A 23555-nucleotide genomic window follows, 5' to 3' on the forward strand; every position below is an offset into this window, starting at 1 on the left:
AGCAACCGTTACACGCTTTCCACCACCAACTACGATTTGCCTTTGACGAGCGTATTTAAAGATAAGATATAAGAACAAGTGTATAAAAATTTTTATCTTCAACAATAAACGACTTCCGCCGTCCTTGGGACGTTACCGATGAAATATAAGAACAGGTATAAGGCGAAACCTATAATTTCCTATATATCAATCAAACAATTCTCCCGTCCTTATACAAGGACGCACTACTTAGGGGTGACAAAGATGAACGAGCTTGGCAGCAAACGTCCTAATATCGTATTTATATTGTCAGATGATCAAGGTGCCTGGGCCATGGGCTGCGCAGGCAATAAGGAGATCATAACGCCTAATCTGGACCGGCTGGCGGCAACCGGCATGCGCTGCGACAACTTTTTCTGTGTATCGCCTGTTTGCTCTCCAGCAAGAGCGTCACTAATGACAGGACGTATTCCATCCCAGCATGGCGTGCATGACTGGATTAAGGAGCCGGAAGGTGAAAGGAATACTATTCGATATCTAGAGCAAGAAACAACTTACGCGGCTCTTCTTGCTGAGCAAGGCTATGTATGCGGTCTGAGCGGCAAATGGCATATCGACGATAACGCGATTCCTGCTGACGGCTTTACTCATTGGTTTGCGCATCAAAGCGGCGGCGGTCCTTATTACGGAGCACCTATGATCCGTGATGGCCAATTGTATCGGGAAGAACGCTATATAACTGATGTAATTACAGATGATGCCCTGGCCTTTTTAGATCGTTACGGTCCTAATGCAGACCAACAGCCCTTCTATATTAGTGTGCATTATACGGCGCCCCATAGTCCCTGGGTGAATAATCATCCAGAACGCTTTACAGCAATGTATCAGGATTGCAGCTTCGAGAGCTGTCCGCAGGAGGAGGAACACCCGTGGAAAATACCTAATCCTCCATGGGGCGATGATGTAAGCGCTAATTTGCAGGGCTATTACGCCTCTATTACTGCCATGGATGAGCAGATTGGCAGATTACTGAATAAGCTGGAGCAGCTTGGCATACGTGACAACACCCTTGTCTGCTTTATGAGCGATAACGGCTTTAGCTGCGGGCAGCATGGGTTCTGGGGAAAAGGAAATGGCACCTATCCTCAAAATATGTATGATTCGTCGGTTAAAGTTCCAGCTATATTCAGCCTGCCAGGAGTCATTAAAGCTAATGAGGTTACCGATGTTATGCTTAGCGGATATGATGTCATGCCTACTCTGCTGGAATGCGCATCAGTTGACCATTCTGTAGCAAAAAGAATGCCCGGAAAAAGCTTTTACAAGCTTCTAAAAGGGGACGAAATGCTTGAGAGAGAGCATATTGTCATTTTTGACGAGTATGGCCCTGTACGCATGGTGCGCAGTAAAGAATGGAAGTACGTTCACCGTTATCCTTATGGTCCGCATGAATTATATCATCTGACCGTTGATCCACAGGAAAGAGTTAATTTGGATAAGGATGAAAAGTATAGGGATATCAAGCTGCAAATGAGAAACAGTTTGGAGCAATGGTTTTATACGTATGTTGACCCTGGTGTAGATGGCGTGCGAGAGCCCGTAACAGGAGCCGGACAAATTGGTTTGGCTGGACTAAAAAGCAAAGGCAATCAGGCGTTTGATTAATAAAGCTTTTCATCTCTTTATTTGATGCATAACGGCGATCCTAAGAGATCGCCTTTTTTTGCTGAATACTTAAAGATTAATGATGAAGCTTACCGACAAAATGCCATCCAAGCCCTCAATACTTGTCATTTTCATACCCTTGTTGCAAAAATTGTCTTTGCTATCATTTTTTATAACTCATACAAATATACATAATATGGTGGAAATTTTGATAAAGGAGGATATTTCGGCAGGCCTTAAGCTAATTAATTAAAGGAGAGAAGTGAGATGAAGCGTTTCAGCAAACATTGGGCTTTCTTACTTGTTCTAGCTCTGTTCATGTCAATGACATTAGGCCCAGCACATTTTGCAATTGCAGGCAAGGACGGCGGAGGTTCGCCAAACCCGCCTGCGAGCTGTACACAATATTCAAAAAGTAAAAGCGATGTAAAGCAGCAAGGCTCCAAGCCTTATATAAAGGTGAATGGAGACGGGACTGCCACAGCCTATTTTACCACCACGAAAGACTGCGTTGAAGTTACCTTTTCATCGTTTGAATATTACAGCTCCAGCAGCCAAAGCCCTTTCGAGCATAAGACTATAAAAGTAGATAAAAAAGGGAACTATGAATTAACGATTCAAATGCCATCCTGCATAGACACCAAGCTGGTTTTGTATACAGGACCGTCTCAGGACAACCTGTACAGTATTATTAATAACAGCAAAATTGCAATAAATTATCAGTTTGAAAGAACATCCGGCTGCGGCAATATATTAATAGAAAAATATTTGTATGAAAAAAGAGGCGCTCCGCACGCTGATGTCACCTTTGAGCTAACGAAAAATAATAATTTCGTAGTTAGCGGCCAAACGAATAGCAATGGAAAATTGACCTTCAACAATTTGGCTCCTGGCAGCTACAATCTAAAAGAGCTCACCTCGACAGGCTTCACGACTACACTAAATAGCTCCACGCAAATCAACGTAAAAGCAAACAAAACGGAAACCATTGCAGTGATCAATACACCGATTATTACAGCCGAAGCGGTTTGTGATGAGCAAGGCAATAAGATATGGGTAATTACTAATCATAGTAATGTAGCAGTTAAGGTTCAATGGAAATTGAATGGAACCGGAAATAGTGAATGGACTACTACAACCATCCAAGGAAATTCGGTATACACCACGCCTTCACTAAATCCAAATGGTACTGAGCATATGCAGGTACATTGGGGGAAGAGCTCATCCATTAATGTGAAGAGCAAAGACAAATGCCCTGCTCCGACACCTACTCCGACGCCAACGCCTACGCCAATATGTACATGTATACCACCTACACCAACACCGACGCCGACACCTACACCAACACCTACACCTACACCAACGCCTACACCTACACCAACACCGACGCCGACACCTACACCAACACCTACACCTACACCAACGCCTACACCGACGCCGACACCTACACCGACGCCGACACCGACACCTACACCGACGCCGACACCGACGCCGACACCGACGCCAACACCGACACCTACACCGACGCCGACACCTACACCTACACCGACGCCGACACCTACACCAACGCCGACACCTACACCGACGCCGACACCTACACCGACGCCGACACCTACACCGACGCCAACACCTACGCCGACACCTACACCGACACCGACACCTACACCAACGCCTACACCTACACCTACACCTACACCTACGCCGACACCTACACCTACACCTACACCTACACCAACGCCTACACCGACACCTACGCCGACACCGACACCTACACCGACGCCGACACCTACACCGACGCCGACACCTACACCGACGCCGACACCTACACCGACGCCGACACCGACACCTACGCCGACACCTACACCTACACCAACGCCGACACCTACACCAACGCCGACACCTACACCGACGCCGACACCTACGCCAACACCGACACCGACACCTACACCGACGCCGACACCTACACCGACGCCTACGCCAACACCGACACCTACACCTACACCGACGCCGACACCTACACCTACACCTACACCTACACCGACGCCAACACCAGACCCTACACCTTCACCGACACCAGACCCGACGCCAGATCCGACACCAAGCCCGACTCCAACTAACACACCTAGTCCGACTAATACGCCAAGCCCAACCAATACACCTAGTCCAACTAGTACGCCTAGTCCGACCAGCACACCTGGTCCAACCATTACACCTAGTCCGACTGATGTGATCGAAATTATCGATGAAGAGGAGGTGCCAGCCGGCACAGATGATGTGGAATATGAAGAACATGAAGAAGAAACAAGCGGATCTGGAGGTACAGGAAATAATAACGGAGGAACAGGGGGAGAAATAGTGAATGAGGAGGAAGTTCCTCTAGAAAAACTTCCAAAGACTGGTGATACTTCCGCGCTGCCATACTACTTCATTGGCTCATTCGTAACATTGGCGGGCATCGTAACCCTTTTTGCACGCAGAAAATCCCTGTAATTTAACCCAGTTCTAAGAGATACCCTGCGCATCCTTGCTAAGGATGCGCAGCTTCTTGATGACATATAAGAACATGTAGCGAATTTGCTAGCGAATTTGGTTCTTCGGATGCGGCTGCGACGGACACGCTGCATGCTGATTGTTGCGGTCATAAACGACCGTTAGGACCCTGTTTTTCTATTTTTTGAATTATAACGGTCAAAAAGGTCCCTTATAGTTTAATTTACTCCGTTCATTGCTTGTTTTTATCGTGTAACGGTCACCCTTGTCTGTTACAAATTTTTTTACACCATTTTCGTCGGCTAAGGGACATTTATGTCCGGTGTGATTATAAACTAAAAAGAGCAACTCCCAAAATACTAGAATGTAGAAAATTCTAATATTCAAGAATTGCTCTTTCTTTTATTAGTTCAAGGTAACCCAGCCGTATTTGATGGAGTTGATAACCGCTTGCGTACGGTCGTCTACCTCCATTTTTTGAAGGATACTGCTGACATGGTTTTTAACTGTTTTCTCACTAATGAACAGATGGTCGCCAATCATACGATTGCTCTTGCCTTCTGCCATCAGTCTCAGCACTTCAGCTTCACGGCGGGTTAGCGGGCTTTCCTCGCTATCAATATATTTCACGCCATTCTCACGAGCTGCTGCTGCTCCTCCAGCGACACCCATCTCATCCAAGTATGTCATGCGGCGCAGCTGATTAATCAGCTTGCCAGTTACCTTTGGATGAATAAAGGAGTGCCCCTGCGATACTGAACGAATTGCATTAATAAGCGATTCCGCTTCCATATCTTTAAGCAAATAACCGGTTGCTCCTTTACGCAAAGCTTCGAACACATAGCTTTCATCATCATGTATCGATAATATAATAACCTTCACTTCGGGAAACATCGTTTTAAGACGCTCGGTTGCAGCTACCCCAGTCTCGACAGGCATATTAATATCCATTAATACAATTTCAGGCTGGATTTGATTGCAGAACTCCATCACTTGAATGCCATCGCCGCACTCGCCGATGACCTCCAAATCATCCTCCATATTCAAAATACGTTTTAGCCCTTCGCGAAACAATTGATGATCGTCGGCTAAGAGGATTTTAATTTTTTCTTTTTTGCTATCTGGATTCAAGCTCATTCATTTCATTCTCCTTTCCACCATCTGTAGTAGTTGGAATATCTATAGTAATTGTCGTACCTTCTCCCCGTATTGAATCAATATTTAGCTTTCCGTTTACCAGTTCCACACGCTCTCGCATCCCGATAATGCCAAAATGAGAATTTTGCGAGGATGCCGATATTTTGTCGAGCTTGTTAATAGAAAAGCCAACTCCATTATCTTGAATCATAAGCGTGATAAGTCCTGGCTTGAACGTAATTTCCAATACTACAAAAGTTGCGCTGGCATGCTTCAGTACATTAGAGAACGCTTCCTGCACCAGACGGAAAATAGCAGCCTCCATAGCCGAAGGCAATCTAATTTCTTTACCGACTAATTCGTATTTTGTATGGATTTTAGACTTTTCTTCAAAGTCTTGAGTAAATTTGCGCAAAGCAGGCACAAGTCCCAAATCATCCAGCGCCATTGGCCGCAAATTAAATATGATTTTGCGAATTTCCTCCAAGCCGGAGCGGACCTGCCCTTTTAAATCCATCAGCTCATGATGGACAAGCTCAAATTGCTCTCTAACGAGCATGCGCTCGGCAATCTCTGTACGAAGTACAATATTGGCAAGCGATTGGGCTGGACCATCATGAATTTCCCTTGCAATTCGTTTGCGCTCTTCTTCCTGAGCCAAAATAATTTTTAAACCTAGCAGCTGCCTAGTCTTGGCTGATTCAATAATTCTTGTAACCTGATTCAAATCTCCTGACAAATACTCAAGCACGACATTCATTTGCGAAGCGATCATTTCGGCGCGCTCAATCGATTGCTCGACATTGCGCGCACGCTTTTGCAAATCATCGCGGCGAGCCTTCAAATAGTGCTCTTTCTCACGAAAAATAGCAAGCTCTGTCTGAATTAAGGTCGCCTTTTCATAAGCTGTTTTTATATCAGCCTCAGTATAGCGCACAAAATCTCGGCTCACCTCTGTCAGGCGGATTCGGGCATGCCGATAAGACATTTCAAGCTGGTCTACCTTATCAATAATGGTGACCGTTTCTTGAAGCACCTGCTCCAGCTCTTGCTCTAAGGACTCAAGCTCCTTGCGGGCGGATTCGCAAATTTCATATATTTGATACTTGCTGTCTTCCATTACCTTTATAGCATTCGAGATGACTCGGTCTAAATCAAAAGTAAGGTGGTCCAATTGATCGGCACCCCTTTATGAATAACGTTTTCCATTTCTATAATAACACAAGCCTATACAGCTGAGTCTATGCTATTCAATGGTAATTTTTTTGTTTGTAGGCTCATATTCCACTTTGAATCCCAGCTGCTCAGAAAATAGTCTGATCGGAATCAAGGTGCGCCCATTTTGTGTAAATGGGGCAACCTCTGACTGATAACGCACGCCGTTAAGCGTATATTCCTTCTGGCCTATATTCATCTCGAGCATTTGCTTACCTCGCAAAACCGTCACTCTTCTTGTCTTATGCTCATACACAATTTCTGAGCCCATCGCTTCGGATACGAAACGTACGGGAACATAAGTCGTGCCTTTCTGCAATAGCGGTGCTGTTTCCAGCTTTAGTGACTTGCCATTGACCTTAGCTGTGGAATTGCCAACCTGCATCTCGATTTTAGCATTTTGCGGATTAGCCACTTCAGCCGTTGTCAGCACGCGGATATTGTCTATGGCGACCGCGCCGGCTGCTGCTTTGTTAGAGCCCGCCTCATCTAGCTGTACGACATATACACGTTTAAGCTTTACTGGATATTTCATTCCGCTTGGCAAATTCATTCTGACATTTTTCCAGCCGCTCCAGTTAAGCTCCTTGGCAATGTCCACATAATTTATTTTGCCATCTGCATCTACAATTTCGGCACGCATCCAGTTGCGGCTATTATCGCTGTATACATCCATCGTCATAGCGCCTGGTGTACCTGGCAACGTAATACCGCCGCTTTTTCCAAATACAGCATAGGAAGCTTTCGTCCCTGTACTGTTTGTAAAGTCATAAGAAATTTGCAAAGCTCTGCCTGTTTTCTGATCAGGAAGATCGGTAACAAGTTTTACTGACCCTTTAGTTGTATCGGCAGGAGTGACCTGTGATGTAATAGCATATCGAGAAACTTCGAAATCTTCCAGCATATCTGCACTCTCGCTCTTCGCCAATGGAATCATGGCGCCATAGCCATCATATCTGGCAATCGCATAGCCGATTTGCGTGTTTGGCTCGATAGAATGTACAGTTACTTGCCCATCCTTGTAAGAACCTTCAAATCCGACAAACTCCCATTCCAAAGCGCTGGTGTTCAAGGTGTAGCTCTTGCCGTTTTTCAAAGTTACTGATACTGGTGCATTAAATGTCGCGCCTGGCACTAACAACGCCGAACCGGCGTTTATTTTCATGGACTTGATTTGGTCGGATCCGACAACGTCCACTTTATATTTTACTGAAACGTCTCCAGCAGTTGCAATAATATGGGTTTGACCAATTTTGGTTGCTGTAAATTCATTCCCGTTCAACGTACCAATAGCCTTTTCGGATGACCATACGACATCAACCTGATCCATAGCAACAGGATTGTAGTAAGTATCATAACCGCTGACATTAAACTTTGCGCTTTGACCAACTAGCATCATATTATCACCGCTGACCAGCATCGCCTTCAGCTTGCCTTGCGGCGCCAGACTGAATACGCCAATGCCGTTAGCAACGCTGCGCATGGAATTCTCCTGCGTTGGATGAGAAAGCTGAACGTTAAAGCTGCCGAGTGGGCGATCAATCATTGTGGTTGAACCTCCGCCATCGAGGTTAATACCTTTATAGACGCCGAGCTCTACCATCGCCTGCTGCAGCTCCTTCAGGCTCAAACCCGTATTTCCGTTTTTGCGCTCACTAGTAATCATATACACCTTAGTTCCGTCTTTGGAATATCCAATAGCAGAACGGGAAGTATAAGAAGAACCGCTAACACCTGATATGTCGCGCGAAAACGCCGATGGCGCGCCTTGATCAACTAGCAGCGTATGACCGCCCATAAGCATCTCAAAGCTGGACGGATCGACCGCCTTGCCTGTTGTATTGGATTTTAAAGCATACTCAGACGTAATCGCCTGACCAATTTTCAAATTGTCGCGAACAAATTTTGCAGCTTTTCCGCTTGTGCGCAAAATGTATCCATTCTCAGGAATAGCATCTGCAAGCGGAGTTTCATACGAGATTTTTTCGATAATGCCGTCAATGACCAGCACCTCTGTCGGCTTGGTTGCAGAATTGCTCGGACGCTGAGCTCCTCCCCAAGCACTCGTATACATATACATCACATCAACATGACTATATGTAATGCCTTCTACCTCCGGGTAGTAAGCAGATTGATTCACACCTTCCAACGGAAACGTAAGTCCTGTATCGGTTGTTACCATGCCTTCAAAGGTATATGAATCTATAACGGGCTTGCGATCCTTCGTAATCGCAATAGCATACATCCCTTTTTGCCTGGATGGGCTGGACAGCAGCATGCCGCTTGTAACTTGCGCTCCTAACGGCGCCCCATCATTAGCCATTACGAAAATATCTCCGTTAATACCGGCCACTGCCTTATTTTCTTTGACCATATTCATTATGTTATTTTTTTGTGCGATGCTGTTCCCTTTTCCACTCATTGCATTTAATGCAACGTTGGGGTTGGATAAATCTACTTCGATCACATGAACAGCTGTTTGAACATTGGCGCTGCCTCTTTTTATCGTAAACGTATAGTCTATCCGTTTGGCACCTGACGTAATTATCGACTGCTGCACCTGCTTTAATGAGCTGGCTGCCGCCGCTTGCTCTATGCTTAAAACATTCCATTGCCTCGGCAATAATTCTCCTGCAGTCTGGGTTAATAATAATGCCCCTAAAGTAATAACGATAACTCTTTTTCCAGTTCTGGCAATCCGACGGCCTACCAAGTGAAACTCTTTTTGCATAGCTTCTGCAACTCTCCTATCTCTACTTATCTTCTATTATAGACTACATAAGTAGTAGAAAAGTTCCGTTTTATAGCAAACAAGCTAGCAAAATTTTGGCAGTTTCATATTTTAGCTACCTTTTTACTATGATATAGGTGCTGAGAAGCTTGCAAAAAAGCCGCCAAATATAGCTTTCATACTATACCTAACGACTTTTCGCAATTTGCGTTAGCAATCATTAAAAATTTTTAACGATAGGATGTCTTCGTCATCATGCTCTTTTATGGAGTTAAAAATTCTGCTTTTTCCAGCAAACGGCGGATCATGACTGTGCCTTCTGCACGAGTCGCATTCGTCTGCGGGCTAAGCGTCGTTTTTGTTTTGCCGTTAATAATGCCCAAATAAATCGCATTGGCCATATCTGTTTTGGCATAGGCACTGATTTTACTGCGGTCGGAATAGACAGACAAATACGTATCTACAGATTGTGGAAGCTTATCTGTTATGCCTGCCACCTTAGCAGCCCGCATCATCATGGCCGCCATTTCCTCGCGCTTGATCGGATCATTCGGTTTGAAGGTTGTCGTCGTCTTGCCGTTAACGATGCCTGCTTTGGCAGCTGCGCCGATATAAGCGCCCATTACCGTATTGGCATTGACATCCTTAAACTTGGCGGCTGCTGTACGATCTCCTTCAAGTCCTAAGCCCTTGGCAACATAAGTAGCAAACTCGCCGCGCGTTATTTGCTTTTGCGGCTCGAATTTTGTTGCACTGTAGCCATCAACAATAAATTTGCGTGACATCATAAGTACGTCTTCAGCAGACCAGTGGTTTGCAATATCCGTAAAGGTAGCTGTATTGCGCACTAGCGCATAGGCGCTGTTTCCTTGGCGTTTGAAGGCAGCGATGGTCCTATTGCCATCCTGCTTGAAAACAGTCGGAACATACGTAAGCAGTCCTGTTACAGGATCTACCCATACGGCAGCAGTCTGACTATAGTTAACAGACGATGAAGTGCTTATCGTTCTTGTCACATAGCTTCCAAAGCTTGTAATCTCCTTGCGGCTGCTTCCATTCATCACTGCAACCTCATAGTATACCGGACCTGCAATCATCGTTGCTTTTGAATTGCTTATTGCTCTAGTGAGATCAGAAGTAAACGTAGATGTTCCTTCGTCAATCGAAATCACGACTTCATTAGAAATGCCGCTTCCATTGTTGTAGCGCGACAACTCTGCGAAATTCAACCCTTTCAACGGCAATTCATAACTAGCATCGCCATGTTGGACTATCCACGTCACATTGCCGCTTATTTTTTGCGACATTTCCAATGCAATAACCGGAATCGACACGATCCCTGCCCTCTCGGTCGAAGGTACTCGGAAAACAATTCGTGGATTGCTTATTCCCGCATTGTGTGAAGTCGTAATCGCTGTAATGAAGTTTTCATTGTTTATTTTATACTTGCTTGCACTCGTTCCAGCTGGCGATACCGAAGAGCTTGTTGTAGCGGTTGATGTTTTCAGCAAAATCGCATTCGTCTCTACAACCTCATAATCACCTGTAAGCGTGTCGATCAACGTCGTTTGGTTTACTACATTGACATTATTGAAGCTGCTTACCAAAACGCCGTTCGCTGTCTTCAAACCGTTATCCGACTGAGTATAGTAGACCACGACTCGCTCCCCTACTTGAGCCGGCGAGGTTAGCGTTAATATGATAGAATTGCCGCTGATATTAACGTTATTTACCAATCTAACTGAATCATTGACACGAACCATGAACATGCTCGTTGGTAAGGAATTGTTATACTGCAGCGGTTCAGTAAAGCTTAACGTAACGATAGAACCTTTAATTATTGCGCTTTGCATAGAAGCAGGCAAACCGCTTCCGCCCGAGCTGCCTTGGTTAGCCAAAATATTGCTGAAGGAAGGGGCGAAATAACCGTAATAATCATTTACGAAACTGGTTGATCCAACATAAGTCACTGATACCGTTTGATTCGCTTGAATGCCGGACGTAAGCGTCAAATATACAGAGTCGCCTGATATGCTGACCGATTGAATCGATCTTGCTGCACTATTGACCAGTACACTATATTGCGATGCAGTTGGTACCGTGTTCGGATTTAATGTTTTGTTATATTTAAGAATGACTGACGTGCCAGATGCTGTAATATACTGCAATGCTGGAGGATACTGATAATTACCTCCTGTTGATGACTGCGAGATAGTATAACTGCTGATGGAACCCACTCTAAGACCATTTTGACCAGTAAGCGGGTAGCTGCCCGGTGTGTAGGATACTCGAACCGTACTGCCGCTTGCAATTGAAGTGTTAATGTAAAGAATGACTGAGCTGCCGCTGACCGAAAGGGATGATGGTACGTAGCTCGTGCCATTTACATAAACGGTAAACTGGGAACTTGCATAGCTGTTAACACTCGACAATGGCTGGTTAAAATTAAGGATAACCGTATTACCGGATGCACTGCCGCTAGATAACGCGGGTGCAGAGCTGCTCAAGCCATTTTTGACCTCTAAATTATCAAAGCTCGGAGCGAAATTACCGGACAAATCCTGAACAGGGTTGGTCGCCGGCCTTGTATAAGACACCTTCACTTGATGATTGCTGCCAATTGTACCGGATATCGTTAACGTTACCATGTTTCCTGCTGTGTCAACCTTCGTCACCTGGCGGTCAATGCCAGCTACCTTTACAGCATAGCTCGCAGGGGAGGTTTTGATTTTGGCATTCAACGGCTCGTTATAAATTAAGCGAATGATCGATCCGCTCGCTTCACTTGAAGATATAGCTGGCGGAGTTGTATCTCCTCCGACCGTTTTGAAGGTCCAACGATTCGTATTGTCGATGCCGACAAAATAATTGTCGACTAAATCGGATATTGCATCATCCGCGATAGTAATATAATAATCTCTGTTAGGTGTTAAATTAACACTAGGCTTAAACGTAATTGCTTTGCTGTCCTTCGAATCGACCATAATGTCAGAGGCCGAAATCGGGGTAACAGAGCCATCCTTCTGATTAAACCAAATTCTAGGGATCGAGGATACTTTAACAGGCTTGTTAAAGATCGCCGTAAAGGTTTCATCGACGGCTACAGGATTAGCACCATCCTCTGGCGTCATGCCAACCAGATAAGGGCCTTCAGTAACTGTTGTAACGCTAAAGCGCCATTCTGTCGTATTCGTAATTCCTCTGAAAGCATTACCCGCCGCATCTCGAATCGCTGTATTGGAAATTTTCACATAGTATTGGGTATTGTTCAAGTAAGGAGCTGAAGCCTCGCCTGAGATTGACCCTGTTACATTAACCGTAATCGTATTCGTTCCCCAGCCTGAAATACGCGATGAGGTAGCCGGAATTTCACGCAACAGCTTATCGCCAGTTACTTGACGCACCTCTAGTTTGCCATTCCAATCGCCAGGAAATACAGGCTCATTAAAAGTAATAACAAGCGGCGTATTTACCCCTGCCCCACTGCCTGTAGGCGTTCTTTGCGAGATGGTTGGAGGGTTATTATCATCAGGTGCTGTGGTGAATCTCCAATCCATCGTAGATGTAATCCCCGAGAATATGCGATCGCTGGAAGCTCCTCTTTCGCTAAATGCCCCAGGCTCTACAACGATGTAATAGCTGACATTTGCCGTTAATCTACTACTCGGTCTGATGGTTACTTCATTATTTACGATTGTAACCTGTGAGCTGTTTGCCGGAATACTCAAACGAGTGCCTGTACTCACCGGAATAATATCGATATTTTTATTCGGCTGCGCCACGACATTTTTATCAAATCTCATTACAAAGGATGTATTGCTTGGTACTTGAAAAGCATTGTTGCTTGGAAATAATGCATCTGTTGCCTGCAAATTAACCGGCGATGCTTCCGTTTTAAAATTCCATGTGCGATAATCCGATAAATTACCGTTACCATCTCTAAAAAGAGCAGCCGGAAGTTTAACTGTATATTGCGTATTAGGACGGAGTGCATCCTTTGGCGTTATTATAATTCTTGAGGAACCACTTCCAATAACCTCTGTTGAAGTAATGGAAATTTTGCGGATATCACCCGCGCCTTCAAGCTCAATTTCACCGCCGTTGCTGTAAACCGTTTTGTCAAAATCAACAATGAGGCTGGTCATAACGGGCACATTCGCAGATTGATGCACAGGTGAGACACCCGTAATGACTGGTCTTGCTGTATCGTCGGAGTCAGATGTTGTAAAGCGCCATTGTGCAGGCTGGCCAATTCCGATAAAGGGACTGCCATTGCTTATATTTTGAAAAGCGCCTGCTTCTATTTGCACGTAGTATGTAGTATTTAAATCGAGCTGGACAGTACGATAAAAAGTAACTTCCTTGCCATCGGAAGATATACGTACACTGCTGGCATTAATCGTATTTACAATGCTGTTATTGCTATCCAAATGTATCGTAATTTTCGCATTGCTTTGGCCAATTCTTACGGGCTCATCAAATAAAATCGTCATAGGCGATGATGTTTTGCGACTCACATTCGTCGATCCATTAGCGGGAAATTGACTCATAACGACAGGGCCGCTGCTGGCAGCGCTCGCCGTCTCCTGCCTTCCGCCCCAACCAGTCATGACGAAGGACAATACCATCATAACCGCCACGAACAGCGACAGCTTGTTCTTCCATTTCATAAATACACACTCCTCGTAAAAATACACTCGTACTTTTTATTTCGGTTTTTAGAGTATGAAAATGAATACCAAGAAGAAAACGAAAAGCGAGCATCCCTCTGAATGAAGGGAATGCTCGCTTCTTGTTGTTCAACTAATCCGAATTTTCAATTCTAGAACATCTTCATATTTTTAGTCGGAATTATTGAATCATTCATCTTTAAAAATGCTTTGCGATATCCTTTGGATTTCCTTTGCAATTTTTCTGCCAATTCACCGATGCCTCTTGCATAAGATTCATTATGAAAATACGACCAATCCAAATATTCATACATGCCTGTTAATAATCTTTCCGCCCACTCTTTGCTCTTGCCATCGTTTGTTGCATAAAATGATTCAATCCTATCTAATATTAGATCTTCAGGGGAAATAATATAAACCGGAAGATTAGTTGATTCACATTGATAGGTAAATATTCGTTCTTGATTTCCTGCCAAGGGTCCCTTAGGAAATTCCACTAATGATTCTAACTCTTTATGATACAGATTTTTATCACCAAGAACTCGTTTATAACCAAGGCTCTCCATTAATGCATATTCCAGGCCGTCTAAATCAGCAATAAAATCAGTATCATGAGTCGCATATTCGCCACCCGTATACACTTCAACTGCTCCGCCGCCAACAAGAACCGGAACAGAGAGTTGATTTTCTTTGAATGCTTCAGTTATTATACTGGCAATCGCTAATCTGCGTTCCAAAGTATCTGTTAAAGACCTGCATTCGTCTAATTTATTTTTCAACTCTCCAGATATCTTCATTTGACTTCACCCCCAAAGGCTTACCTGTTTTCATATTGATAAATTTTGAGGGGTCAAATTGTTTCCAAATTCTAAATGATTCAAGTGCAATTACTGCAGTCCTTTTTTCAATATTACGCGACCTGGTTTCTGGCTGCTCTGAAATAATTGCCTTGCTAAAGGCTAATATCCTAGAAGACCTTTGAATCTCCCTTAACTTATCCATATTCAACATGCAAACACCTCCTTGAGGATTACTAAACAATCCTACTGGTACATTTCCTTTTATTTATTATATCACTTTTTCACAAATCTGAACCCTCAGTATAATACAAAAACGCCACTTTCAGCTTCCTGTAGGAAGTTAAAAGTGACGCTTTATTGATTTTATTAAAGGCCAGCTTGCTGTTGAAGCACTTCTACCTTATCCAAACGCTCCCATGGCAAATCAATATCAGTACGGCCAAAATGACCATATGCAGCTGTTTTCGCATAGATCGGACGACGAAGATCCAAGGACTTGATAATGCCCGCTGGACGCAAGTCGAAGTTATTTGTAATTAGCTCGACTAGCTTCTCATCTGTCACTTTTCCTGTTCCGTAAGTATCCACATTGATGGACACCGGCTTCGCAACACCGATAGCATAAGCTAGCTGGATTTCGCATTTATCAGCAAGCCCAGCTGCAACGATGTTTTTAGCCACGTAGCGTGCCGCATAAGCCGCCGAACGGTCAACCTTAGTTGGATCCTTGCCGGAGAATGCGCCGCCGCCATGACGCGCGTAGCCGCCGTATGTGTCGACGATAATTTTGCGGCCTGTAAGACCAGCGTCACCTTGCGGTCCGCCGATTACAAAACGGCCTGTTGGATTAATAAAATATTTCGTTTCAGCATCAAGCCATTCTTCAGGAACAACTGGCTTAATAACATGCTCCATAATATCGCTTTGAATTTGCTCCAAAGTTACCTCTTCAGCATGCTGAGTGGAAACTACAATGGTGTCGACACGAACGGGACGTCCGTCTACATACTCAATTGTAACTTGTGTCTTGCCATCTGGACGCAAATAGCCAAGCGTGTCATCTTTACGCACTTCAGACAAACGGCGAGCAATGCGATGAGAAAGAGCGATTGGAAGCGGCATAAACTCAGGAGTCTCGTTTGTAGCGAAACCAAACATTAAACCTTGGTCGCCTGCCCCGATATCTTCATTCTCTTGCTTCATATCCTTGCCTTCACGCGACTCAAGAGCTGCGTTAACACCTTGAGCGATGTCTGCCGATTGCTCGTTTAGAGAAGTCAAAACTGCGCAAGTGCTGGAATCAAAACCATATTTTGCGCGTGTATAGCCAATTTCTTTAATCGTGCGGCGAGCAATAGCTGAAATATCAATAAAATCAGCACGGCTGCTGATCTCGCCAATAACAAGCACAAGCCCTGTAGCCACAGATACTTCACAAGCTACGCGAGCATTAGGATCAGCTTCTAGAAATGCATCCAAAACCGCGTCTGAGATTTGGTCACAAATTTTGTCGGGATGACCTTCTGTAACTGATTCCGATGTAAACAAGTGGCGTCCTTTAACTGACATCCGTATCAACCTCCTACAACCTAAATAAAGAGAATAGACAAGTCCAACGATCCTACAAAAAAAATTAACCTTTTCCATATAGGAAAAGGTTGTTAGACAACTCTTCTAAAACAGTATGATAACGAAAATGTCGCTTAGTGTCAATGAAATACATACTTTCCCGGTTAGAAAAATGCGGAAATTTGTATCTATATGCATGTATCCCTTATTAGAGCAGGCTGTATTACACAAAAGTTAAAAATAATTTAAATTTTGCTTACAGCTGAAATCCTAACTGCTCAGCTTGCTGCACCAATCTGCGCGTCATTTCACCGCCGATTGAGCCAGTCTGTCTGGTTGTCATACTAGACCATTGCGGCACTTTTGGTGCGCCCGAAATAGCGCCTAGCTCTCCTGCAAACTCTGTATCCGCTGAGCCTGGTGCTGCTTCAGCTGGCATCAAGCCAAATTCCTGAGCGATTTCATACTTCATTTGATTTAGCGATGCGCGAGCTTCCGGAATAACAATCTTATTAGAACGAGCCATTTACAAACACCTCCGACGTATATTGGATTACGCCTGTAGTATGTGTCAATGGCTCCATTCTAAAGCGTATAATCTTCTGTCAAACCGACCAAATTATACATGTATAGATCAAAATTGGACATCTTTAAATCGATATTCTAAAGATGCATTATTTAATTGTATAACTGCCTTTAACCATAATCGTAAGCGGCCGTTTCTCATCAGCTGCACCTTGAATACCTCTGCCTTCACGAGGGAACCATATTAGATGATTAGTCGGCACTTCTTTGCCCTTCTTTATATCTACACCGCCAGTTAGATCTGATATGCCATTCGTATCCGAGCTGAACGCAATCGCCTTACCAACGCGTACAACCGCTTCCGTACCTGCATCAGCCATCAACGTCTTGCCAACCGGAAGCTCTACGATCTCGATTGCATCACTAACCGCACTGCCGCCATTTGAGCCGCCTTGGTTGCCGCCTGAGGAGCCTCCCGCTGCCAGTTTAGCGATTTGCTCATCGACATAGCTCTTCGTGACCACTGGATCTTCTATCGTACCTGGCGTAATCGCATTGGAATTGGCCACCAACGGCTTCGCCATTATCATTCCGACTCCAACTCCCGCCGCTATAAGTACCGCCGCGCTCGTCACTTTTAAAACTTTCATATTCACTTCTTACAACTCCTCCTGTCTAGTATCCTATTCAATAGGATACTAGATTTGAAGATGGTAGGCTAGAGAGAAAACTACCACACATTTTCTTTGCTTGCTAATAAAAATTTGTTACCATCATACTCATGATAAATATTTAACATATATTTATGATGAGTAACTTCAAAAATTGCATTTTCGTCTTTAAAAATAATTTTCTTAATTTTACCTTCACCTGACTCCAAAAACTCTGTATCAACTTTAAATTCATCTATTGACAGAACCTTAGAATAACGAACATATGGTTTATCAGCATCAACTAGTTCAATAATAAGTTTATGCTTTTCAAAATCATTTTCGTAAGCTCCATTTTCTATTAAATCATAATGTAAACTTAATTCTATACCATCAAAATCAAAATCTGATGTCGACTTATCTCTCACATGGAAAGAAGCAAATGAATTATTAATGCTAAAATCATAGTTTAAATAGTTTATTTCTGTAAGTTCATTTTGCTTTTGTACGATATCTTCTTTTTTCAATTTATAAGCTACTGATTTAATTAGTGCATTGTTAGATGTATCATCCTTTTCATGAATCCGCTGTCCAACATATAGATCTAATTCTTCTTTATAATAATTTCTAGGAATTCTAGCCATCGCACTTAACAGAACTCTCCCGTCAGGAAATACTTGCTCTGAGAAAGTATTAATATCAATCGGAATAACTGCTTTACCATCAGCTTGAATATATCCGCCTAAATCTGTTAAATTAACCGCCCTTCTTTCCTTATTTGTAAGAATAATCTCAGCATAAAAGAAATCATTCTTGCCATCACCATAAACTGCTGTTTTTCCAATAGATATTTCAGATTTCATTCCAATATTTTCGATACTGTAAGTATAATTTTTTTCACGTTTTATAATTGTACTTGTTTTAGTATCAGAAAATTGGTGTAGAACTTTTTCATCTTTTGAATCGCTCTTCTCTGTGACAACGAATGATATTTGTTTTATGTCTGTAGAGTAAGGAATATCTGCGTAAACAACAAAATTCGTAGAAGCTTTTGATGTAAGAATATCAACATCATCCAATTGCAAAGTTCCCATATTTTTAGGTTGAATTTTAACTCCATTTACCAAGAAATAACCACTAATACTAGGTATTTTCTTACTTCCATTGCTATTATTAGTTATTAGTATATCAGCAACCAACATATCAGACTTCTCCAAATAAGTTCGCTCTACGCTAGTTACTGCCACTTCGTAGTCTCCATAGGTAAAGTTACCGCCAATTGAACCTTGTTTATTTTTTTCATCCAGCTTGTAACTAGCAACAATAAACCCTTTATTATTATCTTGCTTAATTCGAATTATTAGTTCACTATCTTTTAATACCAAATCATTAGGTAGCATTCCAGTCAACTGAACATTATTATTAATACCAGGTAATAGTTCAATGCCTTCTCCTGAATAAGTTAGTGGATAACTGGTTCCATTTTTTGTTTGTAAAGTAAAAGAAACATCTTTTAAGTTTATAGTTTCTTGACTGTTATTTTGAAAAGTGAAATCAGTATAAAGATAACTATTATTCTCAACCTTATTTACGAACGATTCATTCACCTTAGTGTCTACTTTGCTATTATTTATAATAAGCTCTTTATTTTTTCCAATGGGTGTTGCAGTCATGGTTGCTTGTTTTGGAAGTTGATAAACGCCAAAAGGAATATAAGCATTTTTACTGTTTTTCAATTGTGCGACTAATTCTGATTTATTCATATCAAAATCACCAGTAATCTCGGCACTTAATTGCAACGATTTCTTCTCACCAATTTGTAATTCTGCTGATTCATTTTCAAAATTCATCAAATACTGCTTTCCGCTTTTATCTTTTATATAAAACTTTAGATCTGGGAACTTTACATTTTCACTTCCAGTATTGTGTACATCAAAGTCAACAAAAACATATTTTTTACCTTTATCTTGATATATTTGAGCCTCTTTAACTAATGTATTAATAATTTGACCATTTAAGTATAGTGGATTAACTTTCCCGAAGGTTATGCTTGGCATTTGGTTTGAAATAGGCAAAGTGAACAAACCAATAGGTATTTTAATGCTACTTGTTTCTTCAGCAGTAACGACAGCTAAAGTGAAGCTTTTCGCAGTACTTGCTATTGGTACCATGGATTGCAGAGTTATTATTCTCTTTTCTCTCGGTTGAAGGCTAACATTACTTAAATCTTCGGCTTCCACATTGTAAATTAATTGATTTTCAGTTTGTATAAAAAATTTCATCTTTCCTAAATTAACTGGTTTGTTTCCAGTGTTATCAAGAACAAGATTTATTGTGAAATACGAATTATTTTGATCTTTATGGACAATCGCTTGTTTAACTGATGCTTTAACGTTAGTACCATCGTAAATCATATTTTTAGAACTCGTGGCTGGAACTTTATCTGTTCCTTTGGCAGGATACTTTATTGAACCTAGGGTTCTCTCATAATTTACAGCATCAAAATCCCATTTAATAACATCAAAAATAAAATCATTAATTTTAGTTTGCTTATCTACCAAAGCATAATATGTAATCGTCACAGAAGTATCCGATGCAACATAAGTCTTATTTTTATCTTGTTCACTTATTTTAACACTAAATACTTTACCATTTTTATTTTTAACTCTCATCCAATAATCAATTAAATTCATTTCCCTTTCGTTTTTATTACTATAAGTAACTGAAAAAGATAAAACATTTCCTTGATCTTGCATTAACATGTGTGCATCACTTATAAACGCAGTACTCTTGCCACCTATATTGACAACTTGACTACTAATTTCATTTTGCGATGCTGCGTATACATAAGATTGGTTATTATTTGGCAAAATATTGCTCATACTTACTGCACTAACTGTCAATGTGATAGCTGCAACTTTAACAAACCTATGTCTCATTATTTTTCCTCCTAATACTCTATTACTAATTAGACGTTAATGAATAGGCTTTTGTTTCATATTAACAAAAAAAGACTGTGGGGTAGCCCACAGTCTTTTTTGTATTGGTTATTAACCAATAATAATCTTAAGTGTTTTAGTTAGACCATTTGAAGTTACAATAGTTACTTCAAACGATTTACCGGAGTTACTAGCTTCAACCAAACCAGAGATAGTACCAGTTGCATCAATAGCAAGTGAAGCACCTAACGCGCTATCTTTACCAGTAATTGCATACTTTTGATCTAGGTTGAAATCAATACCATATTGGTCACGTACTCTGAAGTTTACTTCAGCAGTTGCTGCTTTTGGACCAATAGATTTAGCGTTTAGAGCAGTACCATTAGTTGTTACAAAAACAGGAGAAGTATAGTCACTGCTTCCTTTGCGAACTACGATTGTAGAAGCAGCAGGTTTAGCACTATTGTACTTAACAGTCTTAACAAGATTTTGAGCACCATTAGCAGTATCAACAACAACAGTTAATGTAGCTTCTTTTTCTGCTCCGTCAGTGTTAACTTTAGCTGCTGGAGCCTCAATTGCGCTGTAGCTAGAGTTAACGGATAGACCGTTACTAATTCCAGCAGTAACAACTAGACCTTGGTCTACTTTAACTTTTTTGTTGCCTTTAAGACCTTCTAGTGTAATAGCACGGTTGTAATCAGCTAGATTGAAAGAACCAGAAGTGAAGTCATTATTAGCTGTAGTAAGATCTCCACCTGTGTAAACTGTACCGATATCAGCAAGTTGGAAAGTAGTGATTGCTTTCAATTCAACTGCTTCTAAAGAAAGCACGTACTCATCTACTTTAGCGCCAGTATCGTTGAATAGAGTAAGCTTAAATTGCTCAGTACCTTTTGCAGCTGTGGATGTCGAAAAAGCAACCGTTGCAGGAGTTGAAGCTGAATCAATTACGTTAGTTCCCGCAGGAATTGTAACGGCATGAGTTGTAGCAGAAGAATTAACGTACTCTACTTCAACTTCCCAGTTTGCTGGAAGGGAAATGCTGTTTGCATATTGGTCAATTAGTGCTAGGTTGCCAGAACCCAAAGTAATACCTTGACCTTGTTGTAGCAATGTGTAAACATCATCTTTTAGACCTTTAATAGCTGTAGCAACCGGAGCTGCTGCTGCACTCAAAGTCAAGCTTTGAACTTTATGATTAGCTGTAATAGTAGTTAGAACTACTGTATCAGCATTTGGAGTTACACTGATTTTAACTGCATTTTTGTTTACATAGTCCACATCATATTGGATAGTAGCACCTGTTACAGAAACAGTAGTACCATCTTTAAGTGTCAACTTGTCATTTGCAGGAGCATTAATATTGTCAAGAGCCAATTCACTACTATTCACTAGAGCATTGCCAAATTGATCTGCTGCTGTGAAAGGAATTTGTGTCTTAACTGATTTCTTTAATTGCGCATCCGGTTGAGAGAAATTCATTGTATCAACTTTTGCGTTAGCAACAACTTCAAAAGATTTATTAGCATTAGTACCATTCGGAGCAACAATTGTTACAACTGTAATACCATGAGTTGCATCAATAGTATTAGCATTGATATTGATAACTGTTTGATCATTGCGATCAGCTACAGCTGTGTCAGTATCCAATACTTTAACACTGGAGCTAAGAATTGTAAGCGAACCTAGGTCAGCTGCAGTCAATACATTGCCGTATTGATCTTTCGCAATTACCGGAATGTAATAATCACTTGCATTGTCATTCAAACGATCAACATTGATGACTTTACCTTGCAAATCTTCATTTTTAGTTGTTAGATCACCAATTTCAATGGATGCTACTGCTGCAGCTTGAACCACTGATAGAGTAGCAGTGCCTACTGCTGTAGAAGGCTTGTGAACAATAGTCACAACTACTTTTTGATCTACAACATAATCATATGCAGATGCTAGTGAGGAACCATCAGATAGCACCAATGCACCTTTATTAAATGAATTCACTGTACCTTTAGAAGAAGTGATCGAAAGATCGCCTAGGTTAATAGTTGATGTTACATCTTCTCCATATTGGTTATAGAACTTAACATTAACGCGAAGACCTTGTTTGTTGCCAGTAGCAACTGCAGGGCTTTCAACAATAATACCATTTTGAGAAGGGAATTCGATTTTAGAAACTTTAGCTTCAGTCACATCAGTCTCAGCTGTAAGTTCCACATCTTCACCTTTAACTGTAACTTTGTGTTTACCAGTTGAGAAGTTAAAAGAAGCTGTTAGTTTTGCTTCATCCTTCGCTTCGTTCCATTCAACTTTAGCAATGTTAACGTTCACTTTATCTCTTTTAAGATCAAAGGTAAGTTCTTCTTTAACAGCTTTGTTGAATTTAACAGTAATTACTTTAGCGCCAGTAGCTTTTGCAGAAGAGATTTGTAGAGCGCCAGCTTGAGCAAGAATTTCTTTTGCAGAGTAAACAACCTCTACAAGCACACCACGGTTAGCATTAACTGTGTAGTCGTCTTGCTTAGCAAGAAGACCAGCAGCGATAGCAGATGCAACTGCGTCAGCAGCCCAAGCATCTACTTTACCTTCAACTTCTTCACCAGCTGGTACAGTCACGTCAGCATGCTTAGCAAGCTTAACAGCGATAGTAGCCAATTGTTGAACAGTTACTTGTGCACTTGGATCGAATTTATTATTGCCTTTACCTTCAAGGATACCAACTTGAGTAGCGTAGTTGATGTAGTCAGTTGCCCAACCAGCACCTACTAGGTCAGTGTAACCAGCGTCTTTAACTTCAACGCCTTCGCTGTAGCCAGTTAGTAGAGCTACGATTTTGGAAGCTTGTGCGCGAGTCATTTCTTTGTCAAGGTGAGCCTCACCATCAGGATAACCTTCGAAAAGACCTGCTTTCACAAGCTCTTCATATTTTTGTTCAGTTGTAAGTTTTGTCTCTTCCGCTGCGGAAGCGACAGCTGCGAACATGGAAAATACCATTGCAATCGCAACTAATAAGGATAAACTTTTCTTCATAACCTTTTTTTCTCCTCCTCTAAATTGCTTCGGTTGTTGAGAGTTTTGTTTGAAAATAGAATTGCTCGTTTCCCTCATAGCCGATTCACCCCCTTCCCAGAGTAGAGCATGAATTTGTATAAATAATGTCTACGCATGTTAAACCCTATGTAAGC

General features: G+C 42.0%; 14 protein-coding genes and 1 pseudogene. 4 read left to right on the forward strand and 11 right to left on the reverse strand.

The window, feature by feature from the left end:
• Positions 1-243 precede the first annotated feature (243 nt).
• The 4 genes and pseudogenes from V1L65_RS03660 to V1L65_RS03670 all read left to right on the forward strand — a co-directional run bounded on the left by V1L65_RS03660 (position 244) and on the right by V1L65_RS03670 (position 4134).
• Entirely contained in the window at positions 244-1644 is a 1401-nt protein-coding gene (locus V1L65_RS03660) for a sulfatase-like hydrolase/transferase (RefSeq protein ID WP_331697710.1), read from the forward strand.
• 621 nt (positions 1645-2265) lie between these two features.
• Positions 2266-2634: pseudogene (locus tag V1L65_RS28705) on the forward strand (prealbumin-like fold domain-containing protein); the annotation flags it as partial.
• Between the two features lie 260 nt (positions 2635-2894).
• Entirely contained in the window at positions 2895-3761 is an 867-nt protein-coding gene (locus V1L65_RS03665; protein ID WP_331697711.1) for a hypothetical protein, read from the forward strand.
• Positions 3762-3870: 109 nt separating this feature from the next.
• Complete coding sequence (locus tag V1L65_RS03670) at positions 3871-4134, forward strand: LPXTG cell wall anchor domain-containing protein (RefSeq protein WP_331697712.1); 264 nt, start codon at positions 3871-3873, stop codon at positions 4132-4134.
• Between the two features lie 405 nt (positions 4135-4539).
• Here V1L65_RS03670 and V1L65_RS03675 read toward each other — a convergent pair whose 3' ends face one another.
• The 11 genes from V1L65_RS03675 to V1L65_RS03725 form a co-directional block, all read right to left on the reverse strand.
• Positions 4540-5271: a response regulator transcription factor gene (locus V1L65_RS03675; protein ID WP_331697713.1), complete on the reverse strand. Its 732-nt coding sequence runs from the start codon at positions 5269-5271 to the stop codon at positions 4540-4542.
• Positions 5252-6445 (reverse strand): sensor histidine kinase, encoded by a 1194-nt coding sequence (locus tag V1L65_RS03680; RefSeq protein ID WP_331697714.1) that lies wholly within the window; start codon positions 6443-6445, stop codon positions 5252-5254. The genes V1L65_RS03675 and V1L65_RS03680 overlap by 20 nt, the downstream gene beginning before the upstream one ends.
• A gap of 72 nt (positions 6446-6517) precedes the next feature.
• The gene (locus V1L65_RS03685) at positions 6518-9217 is read right to left on the reverse strand and encodes a stalk domain-containing protein (RefSeq protein WP_331697715.1); all 2700 of its coding nucleotides are present in this window, start codon (positions 9215-9217) and stop codon (positions 6518-6520) included.
• A 263-nt stretch (positions 9218-9480) separates the two neighbouring features.
• The gene (locus V1L65_RS03690) at positions 9481-13887 is read right to left on the reverse strand and encodes an Ig-like domain-containing protein (protein WP_331697716.1); all 4407 of its coding nucleotides are present in this window, start codon (positions 13885-13887) and stop codon (positions 9481-9483) included.
• A gap of 152 nt (positions 13888-14039) precedes the next feature.
• Positions 14040-14684: a DUF6036 family nucleotidyltransferase gene (locus tag V1L65_RS03695; RefSeq protein ID WP_331697717.1), complete on the reverse strand. Its 645-nt coding sequence runs from the start codon at positions 14682-14684 to the stop codon at positions 14040-14042.
• Positions 14656-14898 (reverse strand): hypothetical protein, encoded by a 243-nt coding sequence (locus tag V1L65_RS03700; RefSeq protein WP_331697718.1) that lies wholly within the window; start codon positions 14896-14898, stop codon positions 14656-14658. Before V1L65_RS03700 ends, V1L65_RS03695 begins: the two co-directional genes overlap by 29 nt.
• Positions 14899-15053: 155 nt before the next feature.
• The gene (metK, locus tag V1L65_RS03705) at positions 15054-16256 is read right to left on the reverse strand and encodes a methionine adenosyltransferase (protein ID WP_331697719.1); all 1203 of its coding nucleotides are present in this window, start codon (positions 16254-16256) and stop codon (positions 15054-15056) included.
• Positions 16257-16512: 256 nt separating this feature from the next.
• Positions 16513-16782 carry an alpha/beta-type small acid-soluble spore protein gene (locus tag V1L65_RS03710; protein ID WP_331697720.1) on the reverse strand — a complete coding sequence of 90 codons (270 nt, stop codon included), beginning with the start codon at positions 16780-16782 and terminating at the stop codon, positions 16513-16515.
• Positions 16783-16930: 148 nt separating this feature from the next.
• Entirely contained in the window at positions 16931-17431 is a 501-nt protein-coding gene (locus V1L65_RS03715; RefSeq protein WP_331697853.1) for a hypothetical protein, read from the reverse strand.
• A gap of 80 nt (positions 17432-17511) precedes the next feature.
• Positions 17512-20370: a hypothetical protein gene (locus tag V1L65_RS03720; protein ID WP_331697721.1), complete on the reverse strand. Its 2859-nt coding sequence runs from the start codon at positions 20368-20370 to the stop codon at positions 17512-17514.
• A 111-nt stretch (positions 20371-20481) separates the two neighbouring features.
• Positions 20482-23478, reverse strand: coding sequence for an S-layer homology domain-containing protein (locus V1L65_RS03725; protein ID WP_331697722.1), 2997 nt, complete (start codon positions 23476-23478; stop codon positions 20482-20484).
• Positions 23479-23555: the final 77 nt, after the last annotated feature.

It is taken from the genome of Paenibacillus sp. IITD108 (genome assembly GCF_036541265.1).
Classification (GTDB): Bacteria; Bacillota; Bacilli; order Paenibacillales; family Paenibacillaceae; genus Pristimantibacillus.

What these genes read in the sequence shown, in the direction of transcription:
- V1L65_RS03660 (WP_331697710.1), top strand. Translation starts at nt 244, where the DNA reads ATGAACGAGCTTGGCAGCAAACGTCCTAATATCGTATTTATATTGTCA.
- V1L65_RS03665 (WP_331697711.1), top strand. Translation starts at nt 2,895, where the DNA reads ATGCCCTGCTCCGACACCTACTCCGACGCCAACGCCTACGCCAATATG.
- V1L65_RS03675 (WP_331697713.1), bottom strand. Translation starts at nt 5,271, where the DNA reads ATGAGCTTGAATCCAGATAGCAAAAAAGAAAAAATTAAAATCCTCTTA.
- V1L65_RS03685 (WP_331697715.1), bottom strand. Translation starts at nt 9,217, where the DNA reads ATGCAAAAAGAGTTTCACTTGGTAGGCCGTCGGATTGCCAGAACTGGA.
- V1L65_RS03690 (WP_331697716.1), bottom strand. Translation starts at nt 13,887, where the DNA reads ATGAAATGGAAGAACAAGCTGTCGCTGTTCGTGGCGGTTATGATGGTA.
- V1L65_RS03695 (WP_331697717.1), bottom strand. Translation starts at nt 14,684, where the DNA reads ATGAAGATATCTGGAGAGTTGAAAAATAAATTAGACGAATGCAGGTCT.
- V1L65_RS03700 (WP_331697718.1), bottom strand. Translation starts at nt 14,898, where the DNA reads ATGTTGAATATGGATAAGTTAAGGGAGATTCAAAGGTCTTCTAGGATA.
- metK (WP_331697719.1), bottom strand. Translation starts at nt 16,256, where the DNA reads ATGTCAGTTAAAGGACGCCACTTGTTTACATCGGAATCAGTTACAGAA.
- V1L65_RS03710 (WP_331697720.1), bottom strand. Translation starts at nt 16,782, where the DNA reads ATGGCTCGTTCTAATAAGATTGTTATTCCGGAAGCTCGCGCATCGCTA.
- V1L65_RS03715 (WP_331697853.1), bottom strand. Translation starts at nt 17,431, where the DNA reads ATGAAAGTTTTAAAAGTGACGAGCGCGGCGGTACTTATAGCGGCGGGA.
- V1L65_RS03720 (WP_331697721.1), bottom strand. Translation starts at nt 20,370, where the DNA reads ATGAGACATAGGTTTGTTAAAGTTGCAGCTATCACATTGACAGTTAGT.
- V1L65_RS03725 (WP_331697722.1), bottom strand. Translation starts at nt 23,478, where the DNA reads ATGAGGGAAACGAGCAATTCTATTTTCAAACAAAACTCTCAACAACCG.